The sequence below is a fragment of the Novosphingobium aromaticivorans DSM 12444 genome, from assembly GCF_000013325.1.
Lineage (GTDB): Bacteria > Pseudomonadota > Alphaproteobacteria > Sphingomonadales > Sphingomonadaceae > Novosphingobium > Novosphingobium aromaticivorans.
Map to the genome: position 1 here is coordinate 3,465,760 of NC_007794.1, position 23,938 is coordinate 3,489,697.

Consider the following 23,938-nt stretch of genomic DNA (forward strand, 5'->3'; position numbering starts at 1 on the left):
AATCCTCCGGACGCAGTACAGATCAGCTCTTGGTCTGACCCTTGTTGCCGTCGTTGCCCGGGTTGGTCGAAGCAGCGATCGCCGCGAGGTCGACGGTCAGTTCTTCAAGAACAGGGGCAGCCCAAACCTTGGCCGCATCGTTACGTTCAGTCATGTCAGCACCCTTAACCAAAGTTAGTACACAAGCCGGATCGCTTAACAGACGCTTACATTTGTTGCGTATGCGAAGCAAGCTAGAAAGCAGATAATCCTGTAATTGCGGTGACTTTGACCACTACTTGCACTTCATGTCGTCAAGCAGCATTGCCTTGATCGACTGAAGATCCGCACCGAATCGAAGCGGATCGAATGGACGGCGCAATCGCCAGAAGCGCACCTTCGAACAGAAGCGGAGGATGAATTGCTCGTGCACCGCACGGTCGCCGCGGGCAACATGGACAAAGCCGCGATAAAGCGCTTCGGGAAGAAGGCCGAACTTGGCCGCCCCCGTTACCGGCTCAATCTCGATTCGCTCGCCCTTCTCGATAAACACGAGGTCGGTCAGAGGAAGCGCAAGGAGCGCTTTCACGCTGGCGCTTGCATAGTGCTTGCCGGGCATCGAAGGCACCGGCCGGGCCGCCTCAAGATTGGTCAGCACCAGCGCATCATCCCAAAGTTTCAGCGGCTTGGCATCCGGCAACGCCGTAATGCCATCGGGATCGACGCTGACCACGAGCGTATCGTCACAGACATGGGGCAAACCGAGGCCTGCCAGCCCGGCGGCAAGGGTGGATTTGCCTCCGCCCGAATCCGCGGTGAACGCCACGATCCGCCCGCCAACGTCCACCGCGCTGGCATGAAGGGGCACCAGTCCGTTGAGCCAGGCTACCGCACCGAACACGGTGCCCCACAGAAACAGCTCATAATCGCTGTCGAGCCCCGCCGGAGGAAGTTGAACGGTCAAACCGGCACCGCGCCGGTAGTGATAGCGAACGTGGTCCAGCGATGTGAAAAGGAATTCCTCGTCCGAAATGACGAAAATGTCCTCCTCGTTGTAAAAACTGTTCTCAATTGCTTCGGGAACCGGACCGAAGGTCACGCGCATTTCCCGTTCCATCAGTTCCTGCGGGTTCCGTGCCGCCACCTGCTCACTCATTGCGTCACCATGCCAGCTGAAACCACATCCTCGCGCCTGCACTGCAAAACCGTGGCCTTATGTCAACCTGACGCGAAAAAACCGCAAAACAGGCAAGGCTCCGCAACGAATGCCGGGAACAAATGCCCGGAATGGGAATTGGGCGGCAGGGAGGGGCTGAAGCGATCATCACCCGCTTCGCACCTGCGAACCCGAATGCGCCAATTTCGCCCGAAAATACGACGGTTTTGGAACAGTTCCCCATTGACAAAGTACTCGTTTCTTAACGCCTTGCCCCGGAAAGGCAGCAATATTCAAACTTAACAGTGAGTTTGGGTTGCGAATCATTTTGCGTTGCGGTAACCGAACGGCGAGAGGGCGGTAAACGGAAGCGCTACTGCTTAGGAGATTGACCCATGAAGTTTTCTCGCATTGCCGCGGCGCTCGCCGCCTCGGCACTGATGGCCGCTCCGGTCGTCGCTCAGGCTGGCACCCGCGCGGGTTCCTCGTCTGTCTACCAGACCGCGTCCTATTCGGCGAGCCGTGCTTCGACCGGCGTCAAGGATGACAATGACCTGAAGCCTGCTTACTGGATCATCGTGCTCCTGTCGGGCGGTGCGGCTGCCTATGGCATCTCGCGTGCGATCGACAACAAGTCGAACGGCGCCAACTAAGCCATTCGCTGCGAAATCTGACCCCGGTCGCTGGCAACAGTGGCCGGGGTTTTCGCATCTGCTCACGGCATGACTGCGGCCTCTGATCTGCGTCATTGCGTTTCCGAAACGGGAGCAATCCCTGCCCTATGCCTCGCGGGCGCTTGACCCCGTCCGCCAACCGGTCAGACTCCGCACCATGTTCAAGACTCGGCCCAACCAGCTTGGCGCTCTGCTTCTCGTGGCTTGTCTGTTTGGAGGTGGCGGCGTCGCCTATGGCCTCGCAAACCTTGTCGTACAGCTCGCGGCTATCCTGCTACTTGCACTCCACCGCGCGGAACTCGGCAAGTTTCTCGCCCGTTCGCCGCGGATGCTCGCTGGCCTGGTTGTACTAACCCTGGCTCTCCCGCTGGTGCAGCTATTGCCGCTGCCGCCTGCCGCATGGACCACCCTTCCCGGCCGGGATTTCGTCAACGAGGCGCTTGCCGTGGCCGATGGCGCGACCACAGCGTCCGGATGGTTTCCCTTCACGGTCAGCAGCGCCCGCACCCTCGTCGCCTTTCTTGGCTTGCTCGCACCGTTCGCGGTGATCGTCCTCGCATGGCGGCTGGACGAGGCCGCGACCGTCAGGATCATGCACCTTGTGGTCATGATCGGGCTCGCCAATGTGCTGTTAGGTGTCGTTCAGGTCCTCGGCCAGGGCGGTTCCGGGCAACTCTACATCGAGAATGAGATGCCGGGCGTGCTCTTCGGGTTCTTCGCGAACCGCAATTCGACCGGCGTATTCCTTGTCTGCTGCCTGCTCGTCCTCGCAGCCCTGCCCGCAGCCCGCCCGCTGTCGGGCATCTGGCTGACCAAGGCAGGCGCAGCGCTGCTCCTCGCCACCGGCGTGTTCCTCACCCAGTCGCGCACCAGCATGGTGCTGCTGGGGCTCCCCGCCGCGTTTGCCGTTCTGCGCATCGGAGCGATGGCGCTCGACCGCCGCGTCGGCGGGAGCGGGCGCAATGCGGCCCGTACGGCTCTCGGCGGCGCGCTTGTCGCGCTTGCGCTGGGCGCGACGCTGACCGTTGCCGGTGGCGGATCGCGCATCGACACCGCGCTAGCCCGTTTCGAACGATCCGAGGAACAGCGGCCAGCTATCTGGGAAGATACCCGCTACGCCATCGAGCGATACTGGCCGGTCGGTGCCGGGATGGGCACGTTCGACGAAGTCTTCCAGATCGACGAATCGCTCGAGAACATCACGCCGCGCCGCGCCGGGCGCGCACATAACGACTACCTCGAGATCGCGGTCGAGGCCGGGGTCGTCGGCCTCGCAGTGGTCGCGCTCTGGGCGATCTGGGCCGCGTTCGCCTCATGGCGGGCCGCGTCCACGCCGCAGCGCTGGCCCGCGCTTGCGGGAACGGGAATCCTGATGGCCGTCGCTCTCCAGTCGCTGCTCGACTATCCGCTGAGGAACCAGGCCATGCTGTGCATCGCCGCGCTTGCGGTCGCGCTTCTCACACGCGCGGGGCGCAGCGACGCGTCAGGGCACGTCGCCGGAGGTGCCGGCCGATGAAGCGCATCGCCTGGATCGTCCTCATGCTCGCCCTTGCCGTCGTCGCGACGGGCGCCGAACTCGATCGCGCATCACGGCGCCAGCCGGCTCTGGCCGCACTGGTCCCGCCCCCGTTCCGCAGCTTCGCGCAGGAACAGGTGGCCATCGCCACCGTGCGCCGGGACCGGCCGGAAAGGGCGCTGGATGTGGCGCGCACCCTCGTCCGCCGTCGCCCGATGCCAGCCGAGCATCTTTCGCTTCTCGCCATCGCGATGGAGCGGGCGGGTGACCGCCGCGGTAGCGCCCTGCTTATCCAGTCGGCGGCGCGGCGCGGCTGGCGCGATTCGATCGCACAGCAGGCGATGTTCGACATATCCCTCGGCGCGGGCGATCCGGTCGAGGCTTCGCATCGCCTTGCCGCGATCAATGCGCTGGGCGACGATCAGGCGCCGACCACCGACTTCACCCGTCGCCTGCTTGCGACGCCTGCCGGCCGCGAAGCGATGGCCCGCACGCTCGTCGATGGTGGAAACTGGCGCAAGGCCTTCGTCGCGATGCCAGCCACGCCCGATCTTGCCGCAACGCTGGCGCTCGCCATCCGGCACGGTGCACGCTTCGATTGCAGCCGGGTTCCTGCGGTAGAGGGAGCGCTGGGTGCCTACCCCGGACCGGACACGCCGACGCAGATCGGACAGGCCCGCGCCGACTGCATCCGCAAGAAGCGCTGAGTGCCCTGCGCCGGCGTTTCGGCGCAGGGCACTCAGTCGGTCAGTTCTTCTGGCGGACGTTGAACGTCCCGGTCACGCGCCCGCCGGAGCCGCCCGCGCTGCCGCCACCCGAGCGGCCGTCGACGCTCGACAGGCCCGAATCGAGATCGATCACCAGACGCCCGCCGTTCAGCGTGTCGCCGCCGCGCCGCAACGCTACGTTTCCAGTCATTGTGATGATGTTGCGGTTGAAGTCATAGACCGCAACATCGCCCCGCGCGCTTTCGCTGCCGCGCGTAACCTGTACGCCGCCGGTCGCGTCGATGCGCTCGATGTCGATGTTCCCGGTATCGCTGTAGGCCACTGTCGTGCGCGCCGCGCGCATCCTGAGGTCCGACTGCGAGATGTCGACATTGCCCGAAAGCACCACGCGCTTGGCCTTGTCCTGCACCTCGATGCGGTCGGCGGCATAGTTTACCGGAGCGTTGCTGTCGTGGCTGGCGATGCCCTGCGCCGAAAGGTGCTGTGCGCCCGCGACGAGAGCCGCGGAGGCCGCGAAACCGAGTGCCGCCATGCGCAGCGGGCGAGCCGAACGGATGATCTCGATCTTGGTCATGGCATCTGCATCCTGCCGGGCACCATGCGAAGCCGGGCGTTTCCTTCGAGCGTGACAGACCGGGCCGAAAGGTCGGCGCTTATCCGGTCGGCGGAGAATGTTCCGGCGGGAATCCTGCCCTCGACCGGCCCGCGGCTCTTCAGCCGCTTGCCGCCAAGGTCGATGTCCACGTTGGTTGCGGTCATGCGATAGCCGTCGGAAGTCTGGAAGTTGATCGGCCCCACGATGTCGACGATCTCCCGGCCGAAATCGTAGTTGCCCTTGGCTGCCGTCAGCAGCGCCGGCCCGTCGTCGAGCATGATCCGCGCGGTGAGCTGGTCGAGCTGGATCATCTGCGTCGCCTTGGTGCGCTGCACGGCCGAACCCGCCGTGATCGAGAAATTGCGCCCCTGGTCATCCTGCCCGCGATACATCGCGCTCGACACCTGCATGCGGTCTTCCAGCACCGCCACCTTGCGGCGGTCGAGCAGGAAGCTGATCTCCCCGCGCGGCGAAAGCGGCGCGATGATCATGATCGCCAGCAGCGCGCCCACGGCGGCCGGCAAGGCGCGGGCCAGGAAATGGACCAGCCGGTCATGGAAACCGCCGGGCGCCGCGAAGCCGCGACGCTGCGTACGGATCATGTCAGCCTGGACGGTCATTGCCGGAGCCTTGCCCTTCCCGCCTTACTCGTGGCTGAAGATGTCGCGCTCGGCCCAGCCGGCGAGATCGAGGCGCGCGCGCATCGGCAGGAAGTCGAAACAGGCCTGCGCCATTGCAGTGCGGCCCTCGCGCTCAAGCCGTTCCACCAGGATGGTGTGCATCGCGTGCAGGTGCCGCACGTCGGACGCGGCGTATTCCTGCTGCGCATCGGTCAGCGTCGGCGCGCCCCAGTCGCTCGACTGCTGCTGCTTGGAGATTTCCTTGCCCAACAGTTCGCGCACAAGGTCCTTCAGGCCATGGCGGTCGGTATAGGTACGCACCAGCTTGGATGCGATCTTGGTGCAGAACACGGGTGCGGCCACAACGCCGAGGTAGTGCTCGATCGCCGCCAGGTCGAAGCGCGCGAAATGATAGAGCTTCAGGCGCTCCGGATCGGCGAGTACCGCCTTGAGATTCGGTGCCGCGAACGCGCTGCCGGGAGAGAAGCGGACGAGATGCTCGTCTCCGCGCCCGTCCGATATCTGGACCACGCAAAGACGGTCGCGCGGCGTGATCAGCCCCATCGTCTCGGTATCGACTGCCACTGCGCCGGGCGCCAGAGCGCCTTCGGGCAGGTCTTCTTCATGCAGGAAAACGGCCATGTCATGCGCTTAGGCCCTTGGCCAACCCGCCGCAAGCACTCTGTCCCAAAGCCCGAATTTAGCGCCTCCAAGATTTCCATCCGTGCGCGCTCCCATCTGGGAGCGCAAGAAGGCCGCGCGATTCGCCAGACGGGGCCAGCGCAATACCGGAGCGAGAACCGTGACACCTGACCGCAGTACCCTGACGCATCTCCAGCGCCTCGAATCCGAAGCGATCCACATCATGCGCGAGGTCGTGGCCGAGGCCGAGAACCCCGTGATGCTCTATTCGGTGGGCAAGGACAGCGCGGTGATGCTGCACCTCGCACGCAAGGCTTTCTACCCCTCGCCGCCGCCGTTCCCGCTGCTCCACGTCGACACCACGTGGAAGTTCAGGGCGATGTACGACCTGCGCGACCGCATGGCGAAGGAGAGCGGCATGGAGCTGCTCGTCTATCAGAATCCCGAGGCGGCCGAGCGCGGCATCAACCCGTTCGACCACGGCGCGCTCCACACCGACATGTGGAAGACCGAAGGGCTCAAGCAGGCGCTCGACAAGTGGGGCTTCGACGCGGCCTTCGGCGGCGCACGCCGCGACGAGGAGAAGAGCCGCGCCAAGGAACGCATCTTCTCGTTCCGCACCGCCTCGCACGGCTGGGACCCCAAGAACCAGCGGCCCGAGCTGTGGAACCTCTACAATGCCCGCAAGAACAAGGGCGAGAGCATCCGCGTCTTCCCGATCTCGAACTGGACCGAGCTCGACATCTGGCAGTACATCCATCTCAACGACGTGCCGATCGTCCCGCTCTACTTCGCGGAAGAACGTCCCACGGTCGAGCGCGACGGCATGCTGCTGATGGTCGACGACGACCGCTTCCCGCTCAAGCCGGGCGAGACGCCGCAGATGCGTTCGATCCGTTTCCGCACGCTCGGCTGCTATCCGCTGACCGGCGCCGTGGAAAGCACCGCCAAGACGCTTCCGGAAGTGATCCAGGAAACCCTGCTCACCACCACCAGCGAACGCCAGGGCCGCGCAATCGACAAGGACGCCGGCGGCGCGGGCATGGAAGTCAAGAAGCAGCAGGGGTATTTCTGATGACCGACACGATCACCACGGAACAGCCCGTCTACGTCACCGACGCACTCATCGCCGAGGACATCGACCAGTACCTCAAGGTGCATGAGCACAAGACGATGCTGCGCTTCATCACCTGCGGGTCGGTGGACGATGGCAAGTCGACCCTGATCGGGCGCCTGCTCTACGATTCGAAGATGATCTTCGAGGACCAGCTTGCCGCGCTGGAAAACGATTCGAAGAAGGTCGGTACGCAAGGCCAGGACATCGACTTCGCGCTGCTGGTCGACGGTCTTGCAGCCGAGCGTGAGCAGGGCATCACCATCGACGTCGCCTACCGCTTCTTCAATACCGAGAAACGCAAGTTCATCGTCGCCGACTGCCCGGGCCACGAACAGTACACCCGCAACATGGTGACCGGCGCCTCGACCGCCGACCTCGCGGTGATCCTGATCGACGCGCGCAAGGGCGTGCTCGTGCAGACCCGCCGCCACTCGTACCTGTGCCACCTGATCGGCATCCGCAACATCGTGCTTGCGGTGAACAAAATGGATCTTGTCGATTACGATCCGGTCGTGTTCGACGCCATCGTCAAGGATTATACCGAGTTCGCACGCTCGATCGGCATCGAGAGCTTCACCGCCATGCCGATCTCCGGCTTCAAGGGCGACAACATCACCACCCGTTCGGCCAATACGCCCTGGTACAACGGGCCGACCCTGGTCGATCACCTCGAGACGGTCGAGGTCCTCTCCTCGCTCGACGCGGACAAGCCGTTCCGCATGCCGGTGCAGTGGGTCAACCGCCCCAATCTCGACTTCCGCGGCTTCTCGGGCCTCGTGGCCACCGGCAGCGTCAAGCCGGGCGACGAGATTCGCGTCCTGCCTTCCGGCAAGACCAGCAAGGTCACCCGCGTCGTCACGCTCGACGGCGATCTCGACCAGGCCGTCGCCGGCCAGTCGGTGACCCTGTGTCTGGCCGACGAGGTCGACTGTTCGCGCGGCGACGTGATCGCGCTGGCCGACAATCCGCCGCAGGCTGCCGACCAGTTCGAGGCAACACTCGTCTGGCTCAACGACGAGGCCATGCTGCCGGGCCGCGCCTACTGGCTGAAGCTCGCGACGCAAACCGTCTCTGCCACGGTCCAGCAGCCCAAGTACGTCGTCAACGTCAACACGATGGAACATCTGGCGGCCAAGACGCTGGAACTGAACGCCATCGGCGTGGCCGAACTTGCCACCGACAAGCCGCTGGTGTTCGAACCCTATGCCGACAGCCGCACGCTCGGCGGCTTCGTGCTGATCGACAAGATCACCAACGCGACCGTTGCCGCCGGCATGCTGCACTTCAGCCTGCGCCGCGCGCAGAACGTGCACTGGCAGGCGCTTGACGTCAGCCGTGAGGCCCATGCCGCGCTCAAGCACCAGAAGCCGGCAGTGCTGTGGTTCACCGGCCTGTCCGGCTCGGGCAAGTCGACCATCGCCAACCTTGTCGAGAAGCGCCTCCACGCGGTGGGCAAGCACACCTTCCTGCTCGATGGCGACAACGTGCGCCATGGCCTGAACAAGGACCTGGGCTTCACCGAGGCCGACCGCATCGAGAACATCCGCCGCGTCGGCGAAGTGGCGAAGCTGATGACCGATGCCGGGCTCATCGTGCTCACCGCCTTCATCAGCCCGTTCCGCGCGGAACGCGAAATGGTGCGCTCGCTCATGGCCGATGGCGAATTCATCGAGGTGTTCATCGACACCCCGCTTGAAGTGGCCGAATCGCGCGACGTGAAGGGGCTCTACAAGAAGGCCCGTTCCGGCCAGCTCAAGAACTTCACCGGGATCGACAGCCCCTACGAAGCGCCGCAGAATCCCGAGATCCGGGTCGACACGACCGAGGAAACACCCGAAAACGCGGCCGAGCGGATCGTGAATCAATTGCTCGGCTGGGCGCCCACGATCTGATAGGGACCCCGGCTACTGGCCGGATCGCTGGGGAGGTATTCGATGTTCCTGTTTCACGGCCATGAGGCTCACGCCCGCTCGGTGGTGAAGGCCATCAGTTGGCGGACACTGGGCAGCATCGATACCTTCCTCCTGGGTTGGCTCTTCACCGGCAGCGCCAAGGCTGCCGGTGCCATCGCCGGAACCGAGGTCATCACCAAGATCGGCCTCTACTACTTCCACGAGCGCGTCTGGAGCTCGATCCACTGGGGCACGCAAAGGCCGCCGGTGGTCGAGGAGGAACCGCCGGCAGCGGGACCGCTGGAACCCGATCTCGTTGCATGACGGCCCGCCGCCCCGACCGGGGCGGCGTTGCCACGTCAGGGCCGGCCGACGCTGGTATATTCGAAGCCGGCCGCGCGCACTTCGGCCGGATCATAGACATTGCGCAGGTCGACCATGACCGGAGCATTGGCCAGGCGCCTGATCCGCGCGAAGTCTAGCGCGCGGAAGGCGTCCCATTCGGTCACCAGCACGATCGCATCGGCGCCTTCGATCGCGGCATAGGCGTTTGGCGCCATCGTCACTTCCGGCATAATCGCGGCGGCTGCTTCCATGCCTTCGGGGTCATAGGCGACGACTTCCGCCCCGGCATCAAGCAAGGTCTGCACGATGGCGATCGAGGGCGCATCGCGCATGTCATCGGTGTTGGGCTTGAAGGTCAGGCCGAGCAGCGCGACGCGCTTGCCCCGCGCCTCGCCTCCCAGCGCCTCGATGGCCTTGCGGCCCATGGCACGCTTGCGGCTGTCGTTGACCTTGACCACGGCCTCCACCAGCCGGACCGGGCTGTTGTAGTCCTCGGCGGTCTTCAGCAGGGCCAGCGTGTCCTTGGGGAAGCACGAACCGCCATATCCTGGCCCCGCATGCAGGAACTTCGCGCCGATGCGGTTGTCGAGCCCGATCCCGCGCGACACGTCCTGCACGTCCGCGCCCACCTTCTCGCACAGGTCCGCCATTTCGTTGATGAAAGTGATCTTGGTCGCGAGGAACGCGTTGGCGGCGTACTTGATCAGCTCGCTGCTGCGGCGCGACGTGAACAGGATTGGCGCGCGGTTCAGGAAGAGCGGACGGTAGACTTCCTTCATCACCCCCTGCGCCCATTCGTCCTCCGCGCCGATGACAATGCGGTCGGGGCGCTTGAAGTCACCGATGGCGGCGCCTTCGCGCAGGAATTCGGGATTGGAGACGACCTCGAAACGCACCGCAGTCCCGCTCTCGCGGATGATCCGCTCCACCTCGTCGCCGGTGCCGACCGGCACGGTCGACTTGGTGACGATGACGGCCGGGGTCTTCAGGTTCTCTGCCAGTTCCTGCGCGACGGCGTAGACATAGCTCAAGTCGGCGTGGCCGTCGCCGCGACGCGAAGGCGTGCCCACCGCGATGAAGATCGCCTGCGCATCCTCGATCGAAGCGGCAAGGTCGGTCGAGAACGAGAGACGACCAGCCTTGACGTTGGCGGCGACCAGTTCGGCAAGACCCGGCTCGTAGATCGGCATCACGCCCTGGCGCAGGCTCTCGATCTTGCCCTCGTCCTTGTCGATGCAGACCACGTCGTGGCCGAAGTCGGCAAAGCAGGCGCCCGACACGAGGCCGACGTAGCCCGAACCCACCATCGCGATCTTCATCTGGAACTCCTTGCTGCGCACCGCGCCCGATATCGCGCCGGATACCGCGCCGTGGCTGTTAGCAAGCCACCTTCGACACAGGCAACCCCGCTTGCCCCGAACGCCTTGCGGCGGCTACTTGCCGGGACATGAACCTCTCCTTGCCCGCAGACTGGCGCGCCAGCCTCGAACCCCTGCTTGCCTCGCCCCCCTTGCGCGCACTGGGCGACTTCCTCGACGCGGAGGAGCGGGCCGGCAAGACGATCTACCCTCCCGCGACGCAGCGCCTCGCCGCTCTGGAGATGACCCCGCTGGACAACGTGCGCATCGTGATCCTGGGGCAGGACCCCTACCACGGCCCCGGCCAGGCGCACGGCCTCGCCTTCTCGGTCCAGGACGGGGTCAAGGTCCCGCCGAGCCTTGCCAACATCTACAAGGAACTGGAGGCCGACCTCGGCCTGCCCCGCCCGCCCCACGGCAACCTCGCACGGTGGGCGCGGCAGGGAGTGCTGCTGCTCAACAGCGCACTGACGGTCGAGGCGGCAAGCGCCGGCTCGCACCAGGGCAAGGGCTGGGAGGCCCTGACCGACGCCGCCATCGCCGCCGTCGCCGCGCGCGACGTACCGACGGTGTTCATGCTCTGGGGCAGCCACGCGCAGAAGAAGGCGGCGCGCGTCGCCCGCCTGGCCAGCGGCCCCCACCTCGTGCTCGAAGCCCCGCACCCCAGCCCGCTCTCGGCGCACAAGGGGTTCCTCGGATGCCGCCATTTCAGCAAGGCCAACGCCTTCCTCGAGGCGCACGGGCGGCGCGCGGTGGACTGGCGGATCTGACGCAAAAGACCCCGCCGGAGCGGGGTCTCGTTGAAAATCCATACGCGCGAAGCGTCTGCCGGGAGATGCCTCAGCCGGGAATGGAGGCCGAGGCTGCCTGCCCGTCGCCTTCCGGGGCGGCCAGGATGTCGCGCACGACCTGGCCCTTGGCCACGGTCTGCGTGGACGGATCGCCCACGGTCGAACGGATCGAGGCGGCGGCGGTGCCGGCGCGGTTGAGCGTGTCGGTCTCCACGCCCGAGCGGGCCGAGGGGCCGCCGAAGAGTGCGTCGAGCGCCTGCTTGCCGGTATCCGAATCCTGCGGGCGCGGCGCGCCGGGGTTCGGCGGGGTCAGCGAAAAGTCGGGCGGAACGACGAGCGGCGCGGCGCGGGTGACCGCGAATTCGTCCGGACGGTCGCGGTTGAACAGCGAACCGCCGCCGCCGCAGGCAGACAGCAGGCTGGCTGCCGAGACGACAAGGGCAAGGGCGGCAGCTTTACGCATCATGCATTCTCCGTGGCGGTATCGTCGCCGTCGTTGCGCTTTTCGCGCGATTTGAACGAGCGGGCAAGCAGTATCAGGACGCCGAACGTGATCGCCACGTCGGCAAGATTGAAGATCTGGAACGGCCGCCATTCACCGATGTGCAGGTCGGCATAGTCGATGACGTAGCCATAGACGAGACGGTCGTAGATATTGCCCAGCGCGCCGCCGAGGACGAGGCCCAGGCCAAGGATGTCCCCCCGCGCCGTCTCGCGCAGCATCCACACAAGGACACCGGCTGCGATCACCGCCGTCACGCCGATCAGGCCCCAGCGCATCTCGGGCGAAGTCGCGGTGAACATGCCGAACGAGACGCCGAAGTTCTCGGCGTAACGCAGGTCGAACATCGGCACGAGATCGATGACCCCGCGTTCGCGCAGCATGAGCGGACCGACCATCAGTGCCTTGACCGCCCGGTCGACCAAGGCGACCAGCACGGCAAGGCCCAAGCCTTCGATACGCGGACGAGCGAGCATCAGGCGCTAGCGCCTGCAGCGCTCGACGCGTCGATCTGCGTCACGACATCGTCGCAACGACCGCACAGCGCCCCGTCTTCCGTCACTTCCGGAAGCAGGCGCCAGCAACGGCCGCACTTGTGGTCGGTGGAACGTTCGACGGTCACTTCACTGCCCTGCCCGCGATTGACTGTCGCGGTGATGAACAGTTCGGCAAGATCTGCCTGCGGCGCGCCTTCGGGCACGGTCACCACGGCCTCAAGGCCAGAGCCCAGGACCTTCTCGCGGCGCAGAGGCTCGATCGCCTCGTTGACGGTCTGGCGCAGCGCGCGCAGTTCGGCCCAGCGCGCTTCATCGATTTCCACCGCAGGCACTTCCGGCCATTCAAGCAGGTGCACGCTGTCGCTTTCGGGATAGCGCGAGGACCACACTTCTTCCGCCGTGAACACCAGCACCGGCGCGCCATAGCGGACCAGCGCGTGGAACAGCACGTCGAGCACGGTGCGATAGGCGCGGCGCTTCGGGTCGGAAGGCGCATCGCAATAGAGGCTGTCCTTGCGGATATCGAAGAAGAACGCCGAAAGGTCTTCGTTGCAGAAGTCGGTCAGCGCGCGGACATAGGTGTTGTAGTCGAAGTCATCGACCGCCTGCCGCAGCGTCGCATCCAGCTTGCCCAGCAGGCCGAGCATGTACTGCTCCAGTTCGGGCATTTCCGCCACCGGCAGCCGCTCCGCCTCGGTGAAGCCGTCGAGCGCGCCGAGCAGGTAGCGGTAAGTGTTGCGCAGCTTGCGGTACTGGTCGGCAACCCCCTGGAGGATTTCCTTGCCGATGCGGTGGTCCTCGGTGAAATCGACCGAGAGGGCCCAGAGCCGCAGGATGTCAGCGCCGTAGTCGCGCATCAGGTCGATCGGGCTGATCGTGTTGCCAAGCGACTTGGACATCTTCATGCCCTTGGCGTCCATGGTGAAGCCGTGGGTCAGGATCGCGTCATAGGGCGCGCGACCGCGCGTGCCGCAGCTTTCCAGCAGCGAGGACTGGAACCAGCCGCGATGCTGGTCAGAGCCTTCGAGATAGAGGTTCGCGGGCCATTGCAGATCGGGCCAACGCCCCGATTCCAGCACGAAGGCATGGGTGGAGCCGGAATCGAACCACACGTCGAGGATGTCGGTGACGCGTTCGTAGTCCTCGAGCCTGTACTTGGCGCCGAGGTATTCCTGCGCGCGCTCCTCGTCCCAGGCATCGACGCCTTCGGCCATGACCGCCGCGACGATGCGCGCGTTCACTTCCGGATCGTTGAGGTACTGCCCGGTCTTGCGATCGACGAACAGCGTGATCGGCACGCCCCACGCGCGCTGGCGCGACAGCACCCAGTCCGGACGGCCTTCGACCATCGCGCCGATGCGATTGCGACCCTTTTCGGGGACGAAGCGCACCCGTCCTACTTCTGACAACGCGATCTCGCGCAGCGAACGCGCGCCGGCGGCGGGCACTTCGTCGACCGTCTGGTCGCCGCCCTCGTTCTCCCAGCGCTGTTCCGCGCTCTCGATCACCGGCAGGTGCGCGACGGGCCGATCCATCGGCACGAACCACTGCGGCGTGCAACGATAGATCACCTTGGCCTTCGAACGCCACGAATGCGGATAGGAATGCTTGTAGTCAGCGCTCGCCGCCAGCAAACCGCCAGCTTCACGCAGCGCCTCGCAGATCGGGCCATCGGGCGCATTGAACTTCGGGTTGATGACCGATCCCTGCCCGCCGAGCCAGCCCCAGTCCTCGCGATACTTGCCATCGCCCTGCACCGCGAAGACCGGCTCGATCCCGTGCGCCTTGCACAGCGCAAAGTCGTCCTCGCCATGATCGGGCGCCATGTGGACAAGGCCGGTGCCGCTGTCGGTGGTGACGAAATCGCCGGGCAGCATCGGTCGCGGCTTGGCAAAGAACCCGCCGAGGTGGTGCATCGGGTGGCGGCAGATGGTTCCGGCGAGGTCGGAACCGTTGAAAGCCTTGCTGAGGCCGTGAAGCAAGAGCCCTTCAGCGTCCTCAGGCATTCCGGGCTGGTCGAGAAGGCCCAGTCCCGTTCTAGACAAGAACTGCGTGACTAAATCGAAAGCAACGAGATACTTCCGACCATCGGTCGCATGGACAAGCCAGTATGCAACCTCCGGCCCATAAGCCAAAGCCTGATTCACCGGGATCGTCCAAGGCGTTGTCGTCCAGATCACCGCATGAGCGCCGACCAGTTCCGCAATCGGCGACTCAACAATCTCGAACGCCACGTCGACCTGCGTCGAGACGATGTCCTCGTATTCGACCTCTGCCTCGGCCAGCGCGGTCTTTTCGACCGGGGACCACATCACCGGCTTGGCCCCGCGATAGAGCTGGCCGCTTTCGGCAAACTTGAGCAGTTCGCGGACGATGGTGCCCTCGGCCTGCGAATCCATCGTCAGGTAGGGGTTGTCCCAATCGCCATTGATGCCGAGGCGCTTCAATTGCTCGCGCTGCACGTCGACCCACTTCTGGGCATAGGCGCGGCATTCGGCGCGGAATTCCTTGGGCGGAACCTCGTCCTTGTTCTTCTTCTTCTTGCGATACTCTTCCTCGACCTTCCACTCGATGGGCAGGCCGTGGCAGTCCCAGCCGGGAACATAGGGCGCGTCCTTGCCGCGCAGCGTCTGGGTACGGCAGACCATGTCCTTGAGGATATGGTTCAGCGCATGGCCGATGTGCATGTCGCCATTGGCATAGGGCGGGCCGTCATGCAGGATGAACTTCTCGCGGCCCTTACGGCTCTCGCGCACCTTGCGGTAAATGTCCTCGGCCTGCCAGCGCGACAGGATTACCGGCTCCTTCTGGGGGAGTCCGGCTTTCATCGGGAAATCGGTCTTCGGCAGGAAGACGGTCGGTCGGTAGTCGCGCGGTTCGGTCATGACCGGCGGGCACTAGAGCAATTGCGCGCATTGGGGAAGTGGGGCGCTGGCAGGGCGGCGAAGCCTCCCAACCAAACACATCGTCACCCTGAACTTGTTTCAGGGTCCATCTCTCCACCCGCGCGGACAGCGTTTGCTGCTCCATGGATGCTGAAACAAGTTCAGCATGACGTTCCCAAGAACGAGAGTGCAGTCAGGCCAGCAGCCGCCGCGCCTCGTCGCAATCGCGCTCCATTTGCGCCACCAGCGCATCCAGGCCATCGAACTTCGCCTCGGGCCGCAGGAAATGGTGGAATGCTACCTCGATCTCCTGGCCGTAGAGATCACCCGAGAAATCGAAGAAGTGCGGTTCGAGCAATTCCTTGGGCGGATCGAAGGTGGGGCGGATGCCGATGTTGGCTGCACCCTTGACCACGCGGCCATCGGGCAGGCGGCCGGTGACGGCATAGATGCCGTAGCGCGGGCGCAGGTAGTTGCCGATGTCGAGATTGGCGGTGGGGAAGTTGATCGTGCGGCCAAGCTTGTCGCCATGCTGCACAGCGCCGCGAATGGCGAAGGGGCGGGTGAGCAGGCGGGCCGCCGTCTCGCAGTCACCGGCCTTCAGGGCATCGCGAATGCGGCTGGAGGAAACGACTTCGCCTTCGAGCGTTACCGGGCCCACCGCGCGGGCGACAAGGCCGAAACGCGGGCCTTCCTGCGACAGGACCTGCGCGTTGCCGCTGCGGCCCTTGCCGAAGGTGAAGTCCTCGCCGGTGACGACCCCGACCGCGCCGAGATGGCCGACGAGGCCCTGTTCGATCCACGCCAGCGCCGACATGCCGGCGACTTCCGCGCCGAAGTGGATGACCAGCATGGCGTCGGCACCGGCGGCGGCGAAAAGCTCCTGCCGCTGATCGAGCGTTGTCAGCCGGAAGGGCGGCGCATCCGGCGCGAAGTAGCGCACGGGATGCGGGTCGAACGTGGCGACGACGACAGGACGGCCTTCGGCCCGCGCCCATCGGATCGCTTCGCCCACGACCGCCTGGTGGCCGAGGTGGAAGCCGTCGAAATTACCGAGCGCGACGATCGCGCCGCGCAGGGAATCGGGAACGGGCTTCAGGCTGTCGAGGCGAATCACCGTGCGCCGCCTCCCAGCGGAACGATCCCGGCGCGGATCACCCGAAGTGCGTTGAGCCCCATCACGGCGCGTATTTCGTCGTCGCTGAAGCCTTCGTCAAGCAGGGCCTGGGTCACCTGTTCGAGCTGCGAGGTATCGAAGCGGGTGGTGGTGGCGCCGTCGAAGTCGCTGCCCAGCGCGACATGCTGGATGCCGACAAGGTCGCGCACATGGCGCATGGCGCGCGCGGCGGCGCGGGGCGATGTGTCGCAGATGGCGGCATCCCAGTAGCCGATGCCGATCACCCCGCCCGTGCGGGCGACGCCGCGAATCTCTGCGTCGGTGAGGTTGCGGTTGACCTTGCAGGTGGCCTGGACGCCGCCGTGGCTGGAGACGACCGGGCGGCGGGCCATGGCAAGCAGCTCGGCAACGCCGGGATGCGACAGGTGGGCGATGTCGACGATCATGCCCTTGTCTTCCATCGCGCGCACGATCTGCCGCCCGAACGGAGTTAGGCCGCCCTTCCGTTCGCCGTGCATCGACCCGGCGAGCTGGTTGTCGAAGAAGTGTGTCAGGCTCGCCATGCGGAAGCCCGCGTCGTAGAGCCGGTCGAGGTTCTCGCGCTTGCCCTCGAGATCGTGGAGTCCCTCGATCGAAAGCATCGCACCGACCGGCAGCGCGCCCTCGCCGCGTTCGCGCAGCAGATCGTCGAGCGAAGCCTGGCCAGTGACCTTGACCAGTTCGCCGCTGGAGCCGGCCACCGCGCGGTCGAGCTTTTCGGCATGCCAGAGCGACCGCTCGAGTAGCGAATTCCATGTGCGTACCGGCTGCATCTGGGTGACGGCAAGCGCGGTGATGGTATCGCTGTTCGAAGGATTCGCGTCGTAATTCAGTCCCTTGGGCGATTTTGTGACCGACGACAGGACCTGGAGCGCAACGTGCCCGTCGATCAGGCGCGGCAGGTCGACATGGCCTTGGGCAGCGCGGTCGGTAAGGTTGCGGCGCCACATCAGCGTGTCGGCATGAAGGTCGACGATCGTCAACGTGCGGTGAAGCGCCTTGGCCCTTTCGCTGACGGTCAGCAGCGGCTGGCCGTCGATCACGTTCATCCGCTTCTCGACCATCGCCGGCAGCGGGCCGAGCACGAAGGCGGCGGCAAACAGGACAATGAAGATCACTGCCCAGCCAATCTTGCGGCGCATGGTCCCCCTCCCTTCCCGCGTTCCTAGGTCGCCCTGCGGCGGAACGTCACGAAGGCGTGGGCGGGATGGCCGCCCTGTGCCGGATATTCCTCGCGCATGACCTCTTCCCATTCGGTTCCAAGAGGCGGCATCGTCGTGTCGCCTTCGTAATCGCCATGAACTTCGGTCAATTCCACGCGATCGGCAAGCGGCATGAACAGGCGATAGGCCTCGGCCCCGCCGATTACCGCGATCTCTCCGGGCCCGGCGAGCGCGAGGGCCGCCTCCGGGGTTGTCGCGGTCTCCGCTCCCGGCGCGGCCCAGCCCGAATCGCGGGTAAGAACAACGTGACGGCGGCCAGGAAGAAGGCCCGGCAGGCTGTCGAAGGTCCTGCGGCCCATGATCATCGGCTTGCCAAGGGTCAACGCCTTGAACCGCCTGAGGTCGGCCGGGAGGCGCCATGGCAGGGCGTTGTCGCGCCCGATCACGCCGTTGTCGGCGCGCGCGTAGATCAGGAACAGCCCCTCGCGCGGCGTGGAGCGGGCGGCGTTCACAGTACCAGCCGGGTGACGTGGCCCATCTTGCGCCCGGGTCGCACCGCCGCCTTGCCATAGAGGTGGAGGTGGTTCGCCGGGTCGGAAAGGATGGCGGGCCAGTCGTGCGCGTCGTCGCCGATGAGGTTGTCCATGACCACCCCCTTCGCGGCGAGCGCGGTCGAGCCCAGCGGCAACCCGCAAATCGCGCGAACGTGGTTCTCGAACTGGCTGGTGAGCGCGCCCTCGATGGTCCAGTGGCCCGAGTTGTGCACGCGGGGTGCCATCTCGTTGAACACCGGGCCATCGGCCGTGGCGAAGAATTCGAGCGTGAGAACGCCGACATAGCCAAGCGCATCGGCCACCCGCGCGGCAAGGGCGCGGGCCTCGTCCACCTGCGCCAGGATCACCGGCGCGGCTGGCACGGTCGAGCGGTCGAGGATGCCGGCCTTGTGGACGTTCTCGGCCGAATCCCAGAAACGCACCTCACCAGCCTCGGTGCGCACGAGGATGACCGAGAACTCGGCTTCGAAAGTGACGAAGCCTTCGTAGATCAGCGGCTTGGCCGAAAGATCGAGCGCATCGGCGTCGCCGGGCTGGGCGATGCGCCACTGGCCCTTGCCGTCATAGCCGTCGCGCCGGGTCTTGAGGATGCCGGGCGCGCCGATCCGGGCGACGGCGGCCTTGAGATCTTCAAGCGAATCGACCTGCGCCCACGGCGCGGGGCGGCCGCCCAGCGCTTCGACAAAGGACTTCTCGCTCACCCTGTCCTGCGCCACTTCGAGCGCGCGGGCGGGCGGATGGAGCGGCGCGTGGGCACTGACTGCGGCGAGCGGCGCGGCGGCGACATTCTCGAACTCGTAGGTGACGACCGCGCACTGCGCGGCAAACGCCGCCAGCGCCGCCTCGTCGTCATAGGCACCCTGGGTGAAGGCGGCGCAGACATCCGCGGCAATCGAATCGGCCTCTGGCGCATAGGCATGGCAGCGGTAGCCGAGGTTGGCAGCCGCCAGCGCCATCATCCGGCCAAGCTGGCCGCCGCCAAGGATACCGATGGTTTCGCCGGGCGGGATCATCGTCAACTCGCGTGTCAGGAGGGGCGCTCGGCGACCGATTCGGTCTGCGCGGTGCGGAAATCGATCAACCGCTTCGCCAGGGCCTCGTCCGAGGTGGCAAGGATCGATGCGGCGAGGATGCCTGCATTGGTTGCGCCGGGTACGCCGATGGCAAGCGTGCCGACCGGGATGCCGCCGGGCATCTGGACGATCGAGAGCAGCGAATCCATGCCCTTGAGCGCCTTGGATTCAACAGGCACGCCAAGAACGGGAAGGTGCGTCATCGATGCGACCATGCCCGGCAGGTGCGCAGCGCCGCCGGCACCGGCAATCACGACCTTGAAGCCTTCCTCGTGGGCGCCCTTGGCAAAGCTGACGAGACGATCCGGCGTGCGGTGGGCAGAGACGATGCGGCATTCATGCGCGACGCCGAGCTTTTCCAGCACGGCAGCGGCATTCTTCATCGTTTCCCAATCGGACTGGCTGCCCATTACGATGGCAACCAAAGGTCTATCCGTCATTCCCCTGCCCCCTTCAGGCAATTCGGCGCTCAGCGCTCCGACAGGTAATAGCGTTCCACTTGGGCGAGATCGTTGTCGAGTTCGTAGACGATCGGCTGACCGGTGGGGATTTCGAGCCCGGTGATGTCTTCATCGGAAATGCCCGACAGGTGCTTGACCAGCGCGCGCAGCGAATTGCCGTGCGCCGATACGATCACCGTCTCGCCGGCACGAAGCGCGGGCGCGATCTTTTCTTCCCAGCAGGGCAGGACGCGGGCGATCGTGTCCTTGAGGCTTTCGGTGGCGGGCACCGCGATCCCGTCATAGCGCGGGTCCGACGCCAGATCGAACTCGCTGCCGGCCTCCAGCGGCGGCGGCGGCACGTCGAAGCTGCGGCGCCACACCTTGACCTGCTCGTCGCCGTGCTTGGCAGCGGTCTCGGCCTTGTCGAGACCGGTAAGGCCGCCGTAATGACGCTCGTTCAGGCGCCAGTCCTTGTCTTCCTGCACCCACAGCCGACCAGCTGCCTCGAGTGCGAGGTGCAGCGTCTTGATCGCACGCGTCTGCAACGAGGTGAAGGCGAGCGTCGGCAGGACGCCCTTGTCCTTGAGCAGCTTGCCGGCGGCAAAGGCTTCGGCGGCGCCCTTCTCGGTCACGTCCACATCCCACCAGCCGGTGAAGCGGTTTTCGAGGTTCCACTGCGACTGGCCGTGACGAATCAGGATCAGGCGGGGCATCGGGACATCCTGTTGCTGCTGGACAAGGGAACCGCGCCCCTAGCGTCACCCTGCCGAATTGGAAAGCCCGCTTTCCGGCGAATCGCCCGAATCCGCCGCACCGTCATCGCCCGCGGAGAGCGCACGCGCCTGCGCCTTGCGCCGCTTGAGGTTCTCGCGCAGCCTTGCCGCCAGGCGTTCCTCGCGGCTGGCTGCCGGTGCATTGGTCGGTTTTGCATTGCTCATGGCAGAGCCTCAGTGCCGCGAGCGCGATTATCCCGCAAGCCCCTGCCACAACCTCGCTTGACAAAGCCCGCCCCCACCGTCATTAGCGCGCCCCTGCCCACCGACGCCCTTCCAGCGGCGTGGATGGCCAGGCGGAAATGGTGTGCTGCTGTAGCTCAGTGGTAGAGCGCATCCTTGGTAAGGCTGAGGTCGGGAGTTCAATCCTCCCCAGCAGCACCATTTCCCCCTTCGTCCCGAAAATCAGGCCCTGAGGTCCGCCCATTCCGGGTGGCGACGGAACGCGGCGTCGATGTAGCTGCACTGCGGCACGATGCGGAAGCCGAACTTGCGCGCATCGGCGATGAGCGCGTCGACCAGTCGGGCCGCGACCCCGCGCCCGCCAATCTCGGTGGGGACCAGCGTGTGGTCGGCGATTACCGTGTCGCCCTGGCGCTGATACGTAAGCCGGCCAATCGCCTCGCTGCCCTCGACCCTGGCATGGTATTCGCCGCGCGCACCCTGGTCGAGGTGGGTGATCGTGATGTCCGGCATGCGTTTTCTCCTTGCCCGAATGTCGTTGCTTGACCGCAAACGTGCGCGCCGACATTGCGGTTTCCAATGAAATTCTTTTCCGACAACGCCGCCGCCGTCCATCCCCGCGTGTGGGAGGCCATGCATGCCGCCGACCGTGCCGATTCAGGCTATGATGGCGATGCGCTTTCACGGCGGCTGGACGATGCGTTCTCCGACCTTTTCGGCACCGAATGCGCCGCATTGTGGGTGGCGACCGGCACGGCAGCCAACTGCCTTGCCCTGGCGGCGATGGTGCCACCGCACGGCGGCGTGGTCTGTCACCGCGAGGCCCATGTAGAAATGGACGAAGGCGGCGCTCCAGGGTTCTTCACGCACGGCGCAAAGCTGATGCTGGCCGATGGCGAAGGCGCGAAGCTGACGCCGCAGGCAATCGAACGCGTGATCGACCCGATCCGTAACGACGTCCACCAGGTGCAGCCGCATGCGATCTCGATCACGCAGGCGACCGAGTATGGCCGGGTCTACAGCCCCAAGGAAGTCGCCCGGATCGGATCGGTGGCGCAGGGGCGCGGGCTGGGCCTGCACATGGATGGCGCGCGCTTTGCCAACGCGGTGGCCCACCTTGGTTGCCATCCCGCGGAAGTAACTGCGCAGGCCGGAGTCGACGTGCTGAGCTTCGGGTGCGTCAAGAATGGGGGCATGAACGCCGAGGCGCTGGTCTTCTTCGACATGGATCTGGCCGACGTGGTGCGATACCGGCGCAAACGGGCCGGGCACCTGCAGTCGAAAGGCCGTTACCTTGCCGCCCAGGTGCTTGCGATGATCGAGGGCGACCTGTGGCTGGACAATGCCCGCGCCGCCAACGCCGCCGCGCGCGAGATCGCCGACGCCTGCGGGACGCGGGTGTTCCATCCGGTCGAGGCGAACGAGATCTTCGTGGTGCTTTCGCCCGCCGAACAGGCGACCCTGCGCGCGCAGGGCTTCGACTTCTATGACTGGACCGCCCCCGAAGGCGCGCCGGGCGCGGCGCGGCTGGTGACGGCGTGGAACAGCGATCCGGCGGAAGTTTCCGCCCTCGCCCGGGCGATAGCGGCCTTATGACCGCAGCCGAAGCCCCGGGACAGGCGCGGTTCTGGCAGCCCAGCGTGGCAGGGCCGTTCATGCTCGTCGCGCTGATCTGGGGTTCGACCTGGCTGGTGATCAAGGATCAGATCGGCAGCGTACCGGCAAGCTGGTCGGTCACCTGGCGTTTCGTCGCGGCGACGGCAGGCATGACGGTGCTGGCCCTGGTGCGGCGAGAATCGCTGCGGCTTTCGCCCGAGGGCATGAAAGTGGCGTTCCTGCTGGGGCTCACCCAGTTCGTGATGAATTTCCAGTTCGTCTATCGCGCGGAACACCACCTGACCTCGGGCATCGTCGCGGTGTTCTTCGCGCTGCTCGTGGTGCCCAATGCGCTCCTGGCGTGGATCATCCTGAAGCAGCCGGTGACGAAGCGGTTCCTTGCGGGATCGGCCGTTGCCGGCGCGGGGATCGTGCTCCTGCTGCTTCACGAATACCGCATGGCCCCGCCAGAGGGGAAAGTCCTTGCCGGCATCGCGCTGACGACGGCGGCGCTGTTCAGCGCGTCGAGCGCCAACGTCCTGCAGGCGAGCCCGATGGCCCGGCGCGTGCCGATGGTACCGATGCTGGCCTGGGCCATGCTGATGGGCGCGGCAATGGACGGCGCCTTTGCATGGATCGTCGAAGGGCCCCCGCAATTCGACACGCGGCCCGGTTACCTGTTCGGGGTACTCTATCTCGGCATTGTCGGCTCGGTCGTCACCTTTCCGCTCTACTTCCGCCTGCTGCAGCGGCTGGGCGCCGGACGCGGAGCCTATAACGGCGTGCTGGTGCCGGTCGTGGCGATGCTGCTTTCAACCCTGTTCGAAGGCTATCGCTGGTCGGTGCTGGCGCTGGCGGGCGCGGCGCTGGCAATGGTCGGCCTTGTGCTGGCTCTCAGGTCGCGCAGCCCCTCGCGGTAGGTCGGAAAAGCGGGTTTCCAGCCAAGCAGGCGCCGGGCACGGCCATTGGCGACGCGGCGGTTCTCGGCATAGAAGGCCAGCGCCATCGGCGAGAGGTTCGCCTGCTCGAGCGTGAGCATCGGCGGGGGTGGGACGCCGAGCAGGCGGGCGGCTTCCTCGATCACCGCGTTCTGGCCGCAGGGCAGGTCGTCGGCCAGATTGTAGACGCCGGGCGGTCCATCGAACGATGCGATCACGCCGCTGGCGATGTCTTCCACGTGGACGCGGCTGAACACCTGTTCGGGAAGATCGATTCGGTGCGCCCTGCCCGCGGCCACGCGGTCGAGCGCGCTGCGGCCCGGGCCATAGATGCCGGGCAGGCGGAACACGCGGACCTCGGGCGAAAGCGCCTGCCAGGCAAGGTCGGCGGCGGTTCGGGCCGAGCGGCGACCGGTGCCGACGGGCGCGCTTTCATCGACCCACGCGCCGCCGGCATCGCCATAGACGCCGGTCGACGAGAGATAGCCTATCCATTCCACGCCCGAAGCGGCAATGGCCGGACCGTAACTGTCGAGAACAGGATCGCCGCCTTCTCGCGCGGGCGGGACGGAGGAAAGGACGTGGCTCGCCCCGGCAAGCGCAGCCTCGACCGCGGCGCGGTCGGCAAAGGCGATATCGCCCGCGCTGCCGGTGCCGTGCACTTCCCAGCCGGTCGCGCGCAGGGCACGGGCCAGCACCTGCGCGGTGTAACCCATTCCGAAGATCAGCATCTTTCCCATCGAAACTGCCATAACCGCGATT

General features: G+C 65.8%; 27 protein-coding genes and 1 tRNA gene. 10 read left to right on the forward strand and 18 right to left on the reverse strand.

Going from position 1 to position 23,938, the window contains the following annotated elements; genetic code table 11:
• Positions 1-22: 22 nt before the first annotated feature.
• Both SARO_RS21625 and SARO_RS20350 read right to left on the reverse strand, forming a co-directional pair.
• Positions 23-154: a hypothetical protein gene (locus SARO_RS21625; protein WP_256325464.1), complete on the reverse strand. Its 132-nt coding sequence runs from the start codon at positions 152-154 to the stop codon at positions 23-25.
• 120 nt (positions 155-274) lie between these two features.
• Positions 275-1,135 carry an HPr kinase gene (locus SARO_RS20350; protein ID WP_011446881.1) on the reverse strand — a complete coding sequence of 287 codons (861 nt, stop codon included), beginning with the start codon at positions 1,133-1,135 and terminating at the stop codon, positions 275-277.
• A gap of 395 nt (positions 1,136-1,530) precedes the next feature.
• Here SARO_RS20350 and SARO_RS16475 point away from each other — a divergent pair, with 395 nt between their 5' ends.
• The 3 genes from SARO_RS16475 to SARO_RS20355 all read left to right on the forward strand — a co-directional run bounded on the left by SARO_RS16475 (position 1,531) and on the right by SARO_RS20355 (position 4,032).
• On the forward strand, positions 1,531-1,788 hold the full coding sequence (locus tag SARO_RS16475; protein WP_011446883.1) for a hypothetical protein: 258 nt from the start codon (positions 1,531-1,533) through the stop codon (positions 1,786-1,788).
• 178 nt (positions 1,789-1,966) lie between these two features.
• Complete coding sequence (locus SARO_RS16480) at positions 1,967-3,325, forward strand: O-antigen ligase family protein (protein ID WP_011446884.1); 1,359 nt, start codon at positions 1,967-1,969, stop codon at positions 3,323-3,325.
• The gene (locus SARO_RS20355) at positions 3,322-4,032 is read left to right on the forward strand and encodes a hypothetical protein (protein WP_011446885.1); all 711 of its coding nucleotides are present in this window, start codon (positions 3,322-3,324) and stop codon (positions 4,030-4,032) included. The genes SARO_RS16480 and SARO_RS20355 overlap by 4 nt, the downstream gene beginning before the upstream one ends.
• 40 nt (positions 4,033-4,072) lie before the next feature.
• On the opposite strand, the gene SARO_RS16490 is transcribed toward SARO_RS20355, so the two are convergent.
• From SARO_RS16490 to SARO_RS16500, 3 genes are read right to left on the reverse strand one after another with little or no spacing between them, the layout of a single operon-like run.
• Positions 4,073-4,627, reverse strand: a complete 555-nt coding sequence (locus tag SARO_RS16490; RefSeq protein ID WP_011446886.1) for an LptA/OstA family protein — start codon at positions 4,625-4,627, stop codon at positions 4,073-4,075.
• Complete coding sequence (gene lptC / locus SARO_RS16495; RefSeq protein WP_011446887.1) at positions 4,624-5,268, reverse strand: LPS export ABC transporter periplasmic protein LptC; 645 nt, start codon at positions 5,266-5,268, stop codon at positions 4,624-4,626. The genes SARO_RS16490 and lptC overlap by 4 nt, the downstream gene beginning before the upstream one ends.
• 24 nt (positions 5,269-5,292) lie before the next feature.
• Complete coding sequence (locus SARO_RS16500; RefSeq protein WP_011446888.1) at positions 5,293-5,910, reverse strand: ribonuclease D; 618 nt, start codon at positions 5,908-5,910, stop codon at positions 5,293-5,295.
• Positions 5,911-6,070: 160 nt separating this feature from the next.
• On the opposite strand from SARO_RS16500, the gene cysD reads away from it, so the two are divergent.
• Genes cysD through SARO_RS16515 form a run of 3 tightly spaced genes read left to right on the forward strand, consistent with a single transcriptional unit; the run spans position 6,071 to position 9,243 of the window.
• Positions 6,071-6,985, forward strand: coding sequence for a sulfate adenylyltransferase subunit CysD (gene cysD, locus SARO_RS16505; RefSeq protein ID WP_011446889.1), 915 nt, complete (start codon positions 6,071-6,073; stop codon positions 6,983-6,985).
• Positions 6,985-8,919: a sulfate adenylyltransferase subunit CysN gene (gene cysN / locus SARO_RS16510; protein WP_011446890.1), complete on the forward strand. Its 1,935-nt coding sequence runs from the start codon at positions 6,985-6,987 to the stop codon at positions 8,917-8,919. The genes cysD and cysN overlap by 1 nt, the downstream gene beginning before the upstream one ends.
• Before the next feature lie 42 nt (positions 8,920-8,961).
• Positions 8,962-9,243 (forward strand): DUF2061 domain-containing protein, encoded by a 282-nt coding sequence (locus tag SARO_RS16515; protein WP_011446891.1) that lies wholly within the window; start codon positions 8,962-8,964, stop codon positions 9,241-9,243.
• 35 nt (positions 9,244-9,278) lie between these two features.
• On the opposite strand, the gene SARO_RS16520 is transcribed toward SARO_RS16515, so the two are convergent.
• A complete protein-coding gene (locus SARO_RS16520; protein WP_011446892.1) occupies positions 9,279-10,583 on the reverse strand; it encodes a UDP-glucose dehydrogenase family protein in 1,305 nt (434 codons plus the stop codon).
• A gap of 128 nt (positions 10,584-10,711) precedes the next feature.
• Here SARO_RS16520 and SARO_RS16525 point away from each other — a divergent pair, with 128 nt between their 5' ends.
• Positions 10,712-11,392, forward strand: a complete 681-nt coding sequence (locus SARO_RS16525; protein ID WP_011446893.1) for a uracil-DNA glycosylase — start codon at positions 10,712-10,714, stop codon at positions 11,390-11,392.
• A 70-nt stretch (positions 11,393-11,462) separates the two neighbouring features.
• Here SARO_RS16525 and SARO_RS16530 read toward each other — a convergent pair whose 3' ends face one another.
• The 10 genes from SARO_RS16530 to SARO_RS16575 all read right to left on the reverse strand — a co-directional run bounded on the left by SARO_RS16530 (position 11,463) and on the right by SARO_RS16575 (position 20,624).
• Entirely contained in the window at positions 11,463-11,876 is a 414-nt protein-coding gene (locus SARO_RS16530) for a DUF3035 domain-containing protein (RefSeq protein ID WP_041550551.1), read from the reverse strand.
• Positions 11,876-12,391 carry a signal peptidase II gene (lspA, locus tag SARO_RS16535; protein WP_011446895.1) on the reverse strand — a complete coding sequence of 172 codons (516 nt, stop codon included), beginning with the start codon at positions 12,389-12,391 and terminating at the stop codon, positions 11,876-11,878. The genes SARO_RS16530 and lspA overlap by 1 nt, the downstream gene beginning before the upstream one ends.
• The gene (gene ileS, locus SARO_RS16540) at positions 12,391-15,297 is read right to left on the reverse strand and encodes an isoleucine--tRNA ligase (RefSeq protein WP_011446896.1); all 2,907 of its coding nucleotides are present in this window, start codon (positions 15,295-15,297) and stop codon (positions 12,391-12,393) included. Before ileS ends, lspA begins: the two co-directional genes overlap by 1 nt.
• 193 nt (positions 15,298-15,490) lie before the next feature.
• Positions 15,491-16,414, reverse strand: a complete 924-nt coding sequence (locus SARO_RS16545; RefSeq protein WP_011446897.1) for a bifunctional riboflavin kinase/FAD synthetase — start codon at positions 16,412-16,414, stop codon at positions 15,491-15,493.
• Positions 16,411-17,595, reverse strand: a complete 1,185-nt coding sequence (locus tag SARO_RS16550) for a dipeptidase (protein WP_011446898.1) — start codon at positions 17,593-17,595, stop codon at positions 16,411-16,413. The genes SARO_RS16545 and SARO_RS16550 overlap by 4 nt, the downstream gene beginning before the upstream one ends.
• Positions 17,596-17,618: 23 nt before the next feature.
• Positions 17,619-18,128 (reverse strand): dihydrofolate reductase, encoded by a 510-nt coding sequence (locus tag SARO_RS16555; protein ID WP_011446899.1) that lies wholly within the window; start codon positions 18,126-18,128, stop codon positions 17,619-17,621.
• Positions 18,125-19,183 carry a 5-(carboxyamino)imidazole ribonucleotide synthase gene (locus tag SARO_RS16560; protein WP_011446900.1) on the reverse strand — a complete coding sequence of 353 codons (1,059 nt, stop codon included), beginning with the start codon at positions 19,181-19,183 and terminating at the stop codon, positions 18,125-18,127. Before SARO_RS16560 ends, SARO_RS16555 begins: the two co-directional genes overlap by 4 nt.
• A 14-nt stretch (positions 19,184-19,197) precedes the next feature.
• Positions 19,198-19,683, reverse strand: a complete 486-nt coding sequence (gene purE, locus SARO_RS16565; protein WP_011446901.1) for a 5-(carboxyamino)imidazole ribonucleotide mutase — start codon at positions 19,681-19,683, stop codon at positions 19,198-19,200.
• Between the two features lie 29 nt (positions 19,684-19,712).
• Positions 19,713-20,399 carry a 2,3-diphosphoglycerate-dependent phosphoglycerate mutase gene (gpmA, locus tag SARO_RS16570; RefSeq protein ID WP_011446902.1) on the reverse strand — a complete coding sequence of 229 codons (687 nt, stop codon included), beginning with the start codon at positions 20,397-20,399 and terminating at the stop codon, positions 19,713-19,715.
• 45 nt (positions 20,400-20,444) lie between these two features.
• Positions 20,445-20,624 (reverse strand): hypothetical protein, encoded by a 180-nt coding sequence (locus SARO_RS16575; RefSeq protein WP_041550552.1) that lies wholly within the window; start codon positions 20,622-20,624, stop codon positions 20,445-20,447.
• 144 nt (positions 20,625-20,768) lie between these two features.
• On the opposite strand from SARO_RS16575, the gene SARO_RS16580 reads away from it, so the two are divergent.
• Positions 20,769-20,843: transfer RNA gene (locus tag SARO_RS16580), tRNA-Thr, on the forward strand.
• 21 nt (positions 20,844-20,864) lie between these two features.
• Here SARO_RS16580 and SARO_RS16585 read toward each other — a convergent pair.
• The gene (locus tag SARO_RS16585) at positions 20,865-21,155 is read right to left on the reverse strand and encodes a GNAT family N-acetyltransferase (protein WP_011446903.1); all 291 of its coding nucleotides are present in this window, start codon (positions 21,153-21,155) and stop codon (positions 20,865-20,867) included.
• 66 nt (positions 21,156-21,221) lie between these two features.
• Here SARO_RS16585 and SARO_RS16590 point away from each other — a divergent pair, with 66 nt between their 5' ends.
• Together SARO_RS16590 and SARO_RS16595 are read left to right on the forward strand one after the other, a co-directional pair.
• Positions 21,222-22,238, forward strand: a complete 1,017-nt coding sequence (locus SARO_RS16590; RefSeq protein ID WP_011446904.1) for a threonine aldolase family protein — start codon at positions 21,222-21,224, stop codon at positions 22,236-22,238.
• On the forward strand, positions 22,235-23,158 hold the full coding sequence (locus SARO_RS16595; RefSeq protein ID WP_011446905.1) for a DMT family transporter: 924 nt from the start codon (positions 22,235-22,237) through the stop codon (positions 23,156-23,158). The genes SARO_RS16590 and SARO_RS16595 overlap by 4 nt, the downstream gene beginning before the upstream one ends.
• Here the strand turns inward: SARO_RS16595 and SARO_RS16600 are convergent.
• Positions 23,068-23,916, reverse strand: a complete 849-nt coding sequence (locus tag SARO_RS16600) for an epimerase (RefSeq protein WP_011446906.1) — start codon at positions 23,914-23,916, stop codon at positions 23,068-23,070. The genes SARO_RS16595 and SARO_RS16600 overlap by 91 nt on opposite strands.
• Positions 23,917-23,938 lie beyond the last annotated feature (22 nt).

Bases quoted from the DNA above. Each gene is read 5' to 3' on its own strand.
- SARO_RS21625 (WP_256325464.1), bottom strand. From the start codon at position 154: ATGACTGAACGTAACGATGCGGCCAAGGTTTGGGCTGCCCCTGTTCTT.
- SARO_RS20350 (WP_011446881.1), bottom strand. From the start codon at position 1,135: ATGAGTGAGCAGGTGGCGGCACGGAACCCGCAGGAACTGATGGAACGG.
- SARO_RS16475 (WP_011446883.1), top strand. From the start codon at position 1,531: ATGAAGTTTTCTCGCATTGCCGCGGCGCTCGCCGCCTCGGCACTGATG.
- SARO_RS16480 (WP_011446884.1), top strand. From the start codon at position 1,967: ATGTTCAAGACTCGGCCCAACCAGCTTGGCGCTCTGCTTCTCGTGGCT.
- SARO_RS20355 (WP_011446885.1), top strand. From the start codon at position 3,322: ATGAAGCGCATCGCCTGGATCGTCCTCATGCTCGCCCTTGCCGTCGTC.
- SARO_RS16490 (WP_011446886.1), bottom strand. From the start codon at position 4,627: ATGACCAAGATCGAGATCATCCGTTCGGCTCGCCCGCTGCGCATGGCG.
- lptC (WP_011446887.1), bottom strand. From the start codon at position 5,268: ATGACCGTCCAGGCTGACATGATCCGTACGCAGCGTCGCGGCTTCGCG.
- SARO_RS16500 (WP_011446888.1), bottom strand. From the start codon at position 5,910: ATGGCCGTTTTCCTGCATGAAGAAGACCTGCCCGAAGGCGCTCTGGCG.
- cysN (WP_011446890.1), top strand. From the start codon at position 6,985: ATGACCGACACGATCACCACGGAACAGCCCGTCTACGTCACCGACGCA.
- SARO_RS16515 (WP_011446891.1), top strand. From the start codon at position 8,962: ATGTTCCTGTTTCACGGCCATGAGGCTCACGCCCGCTCGGTGGTGAAG.
- SARO_RS16520 (WP_011446892.1), bottom strand. From the start codon at position 10,583: ATGAAGATCGCGATGGTGGGTTCGGGCTACGTCGGCCTCGTGTCGGGC.
- SARO_RS16525 (WP_011446893.1), top strand. From the start codon at position 10,712: ATGAACCTCTCCTTGCCCGCAGACTGGCGCGCCAGCCTCGAACCCCTG.
- SARO_RS16530 (WP_041550551.1), bottom strand. From the start codon at position 11,876: ATGCGTAAAGCTGCCGCCCTTGCCCTTGTCGTCTCGGCAGCCAGCCTG.
- lspA (WP_011446895.1), bottom strand. From the start codon at position 12,391: ATGCTCGCTCGTCCGCGTATCGAAGGCTTGGGCCTTGCCGTGCTGGTC.
- ileS (WP_011446896.1), bottom strand. From the start codon at position 15,297: ATGACCGAACCGCGCGACTACCGACCGACCGTCTTCCTGCCGAAGACC.
- SARO_RS16550 (WP_011446898.1), bottom strand. From the start codon at position 17,595: ATGCGCCGCAAGATTGGCTGGGCAGTGATCTTCATTGTCCTGTTTGCC.
- SARO_RS16560 (WP_011446900.1), bottom strand. From the start codon at position 19,183: ATGATCCCGCCCGGCGAAACCATCGGTATCCTTGGCGGCGGCCAGCTT.
- purE (WP_011446901.1), bottom strand. From the start codon at position 19,683: ATGACGGATAGACCTTTGGTTGCCATCGTAATGGGCAGCCAGTCCGAT.
- gpmA (WP_011446902.1), bottom strand. From the start codon at position 20,399: ATGCCCCGCCTGATCCTGATTCGTCACGGCCAGTCGCAGTGGAACCTC.
- SARO_RS16575 (WP_041550552.1), bottom strand. From the start codon at position 20,624: ATGAGCAATGCAAAACCGACCAATGCACCGGCAGCCAGCCGCGAGGAA.
- SARO_RS16585 (WP_011446903.1), bottom strand. From the start codon at position 21,155: ATGCCGGACATCACGATCACCCACCTCGACCAGGGTGCGCGCGGCGAA.
- SARO_RS16590 (WP_011446904.1), top strand. From the start codon at position 21,222: ATGAAATTCTTTTCCGACAACGCCGCCGCCGTCCATCCCCGCGTGTGG.
- SARO_RS16595 (WP_011446905.1), top strand. From the start codon at position 22,235: ATGACCGCAGCCGAAGCCCCGGGACAGGCGCGGTTCTGGCAGCCCAGC.
- SARO_RS16600 (WP_011446906.1), bottom strand. From the start codon at position 23,916: ATGGGAAAGATGCTGATCTTCGGAATGGGTTACACCGCGCAGGTGCTG.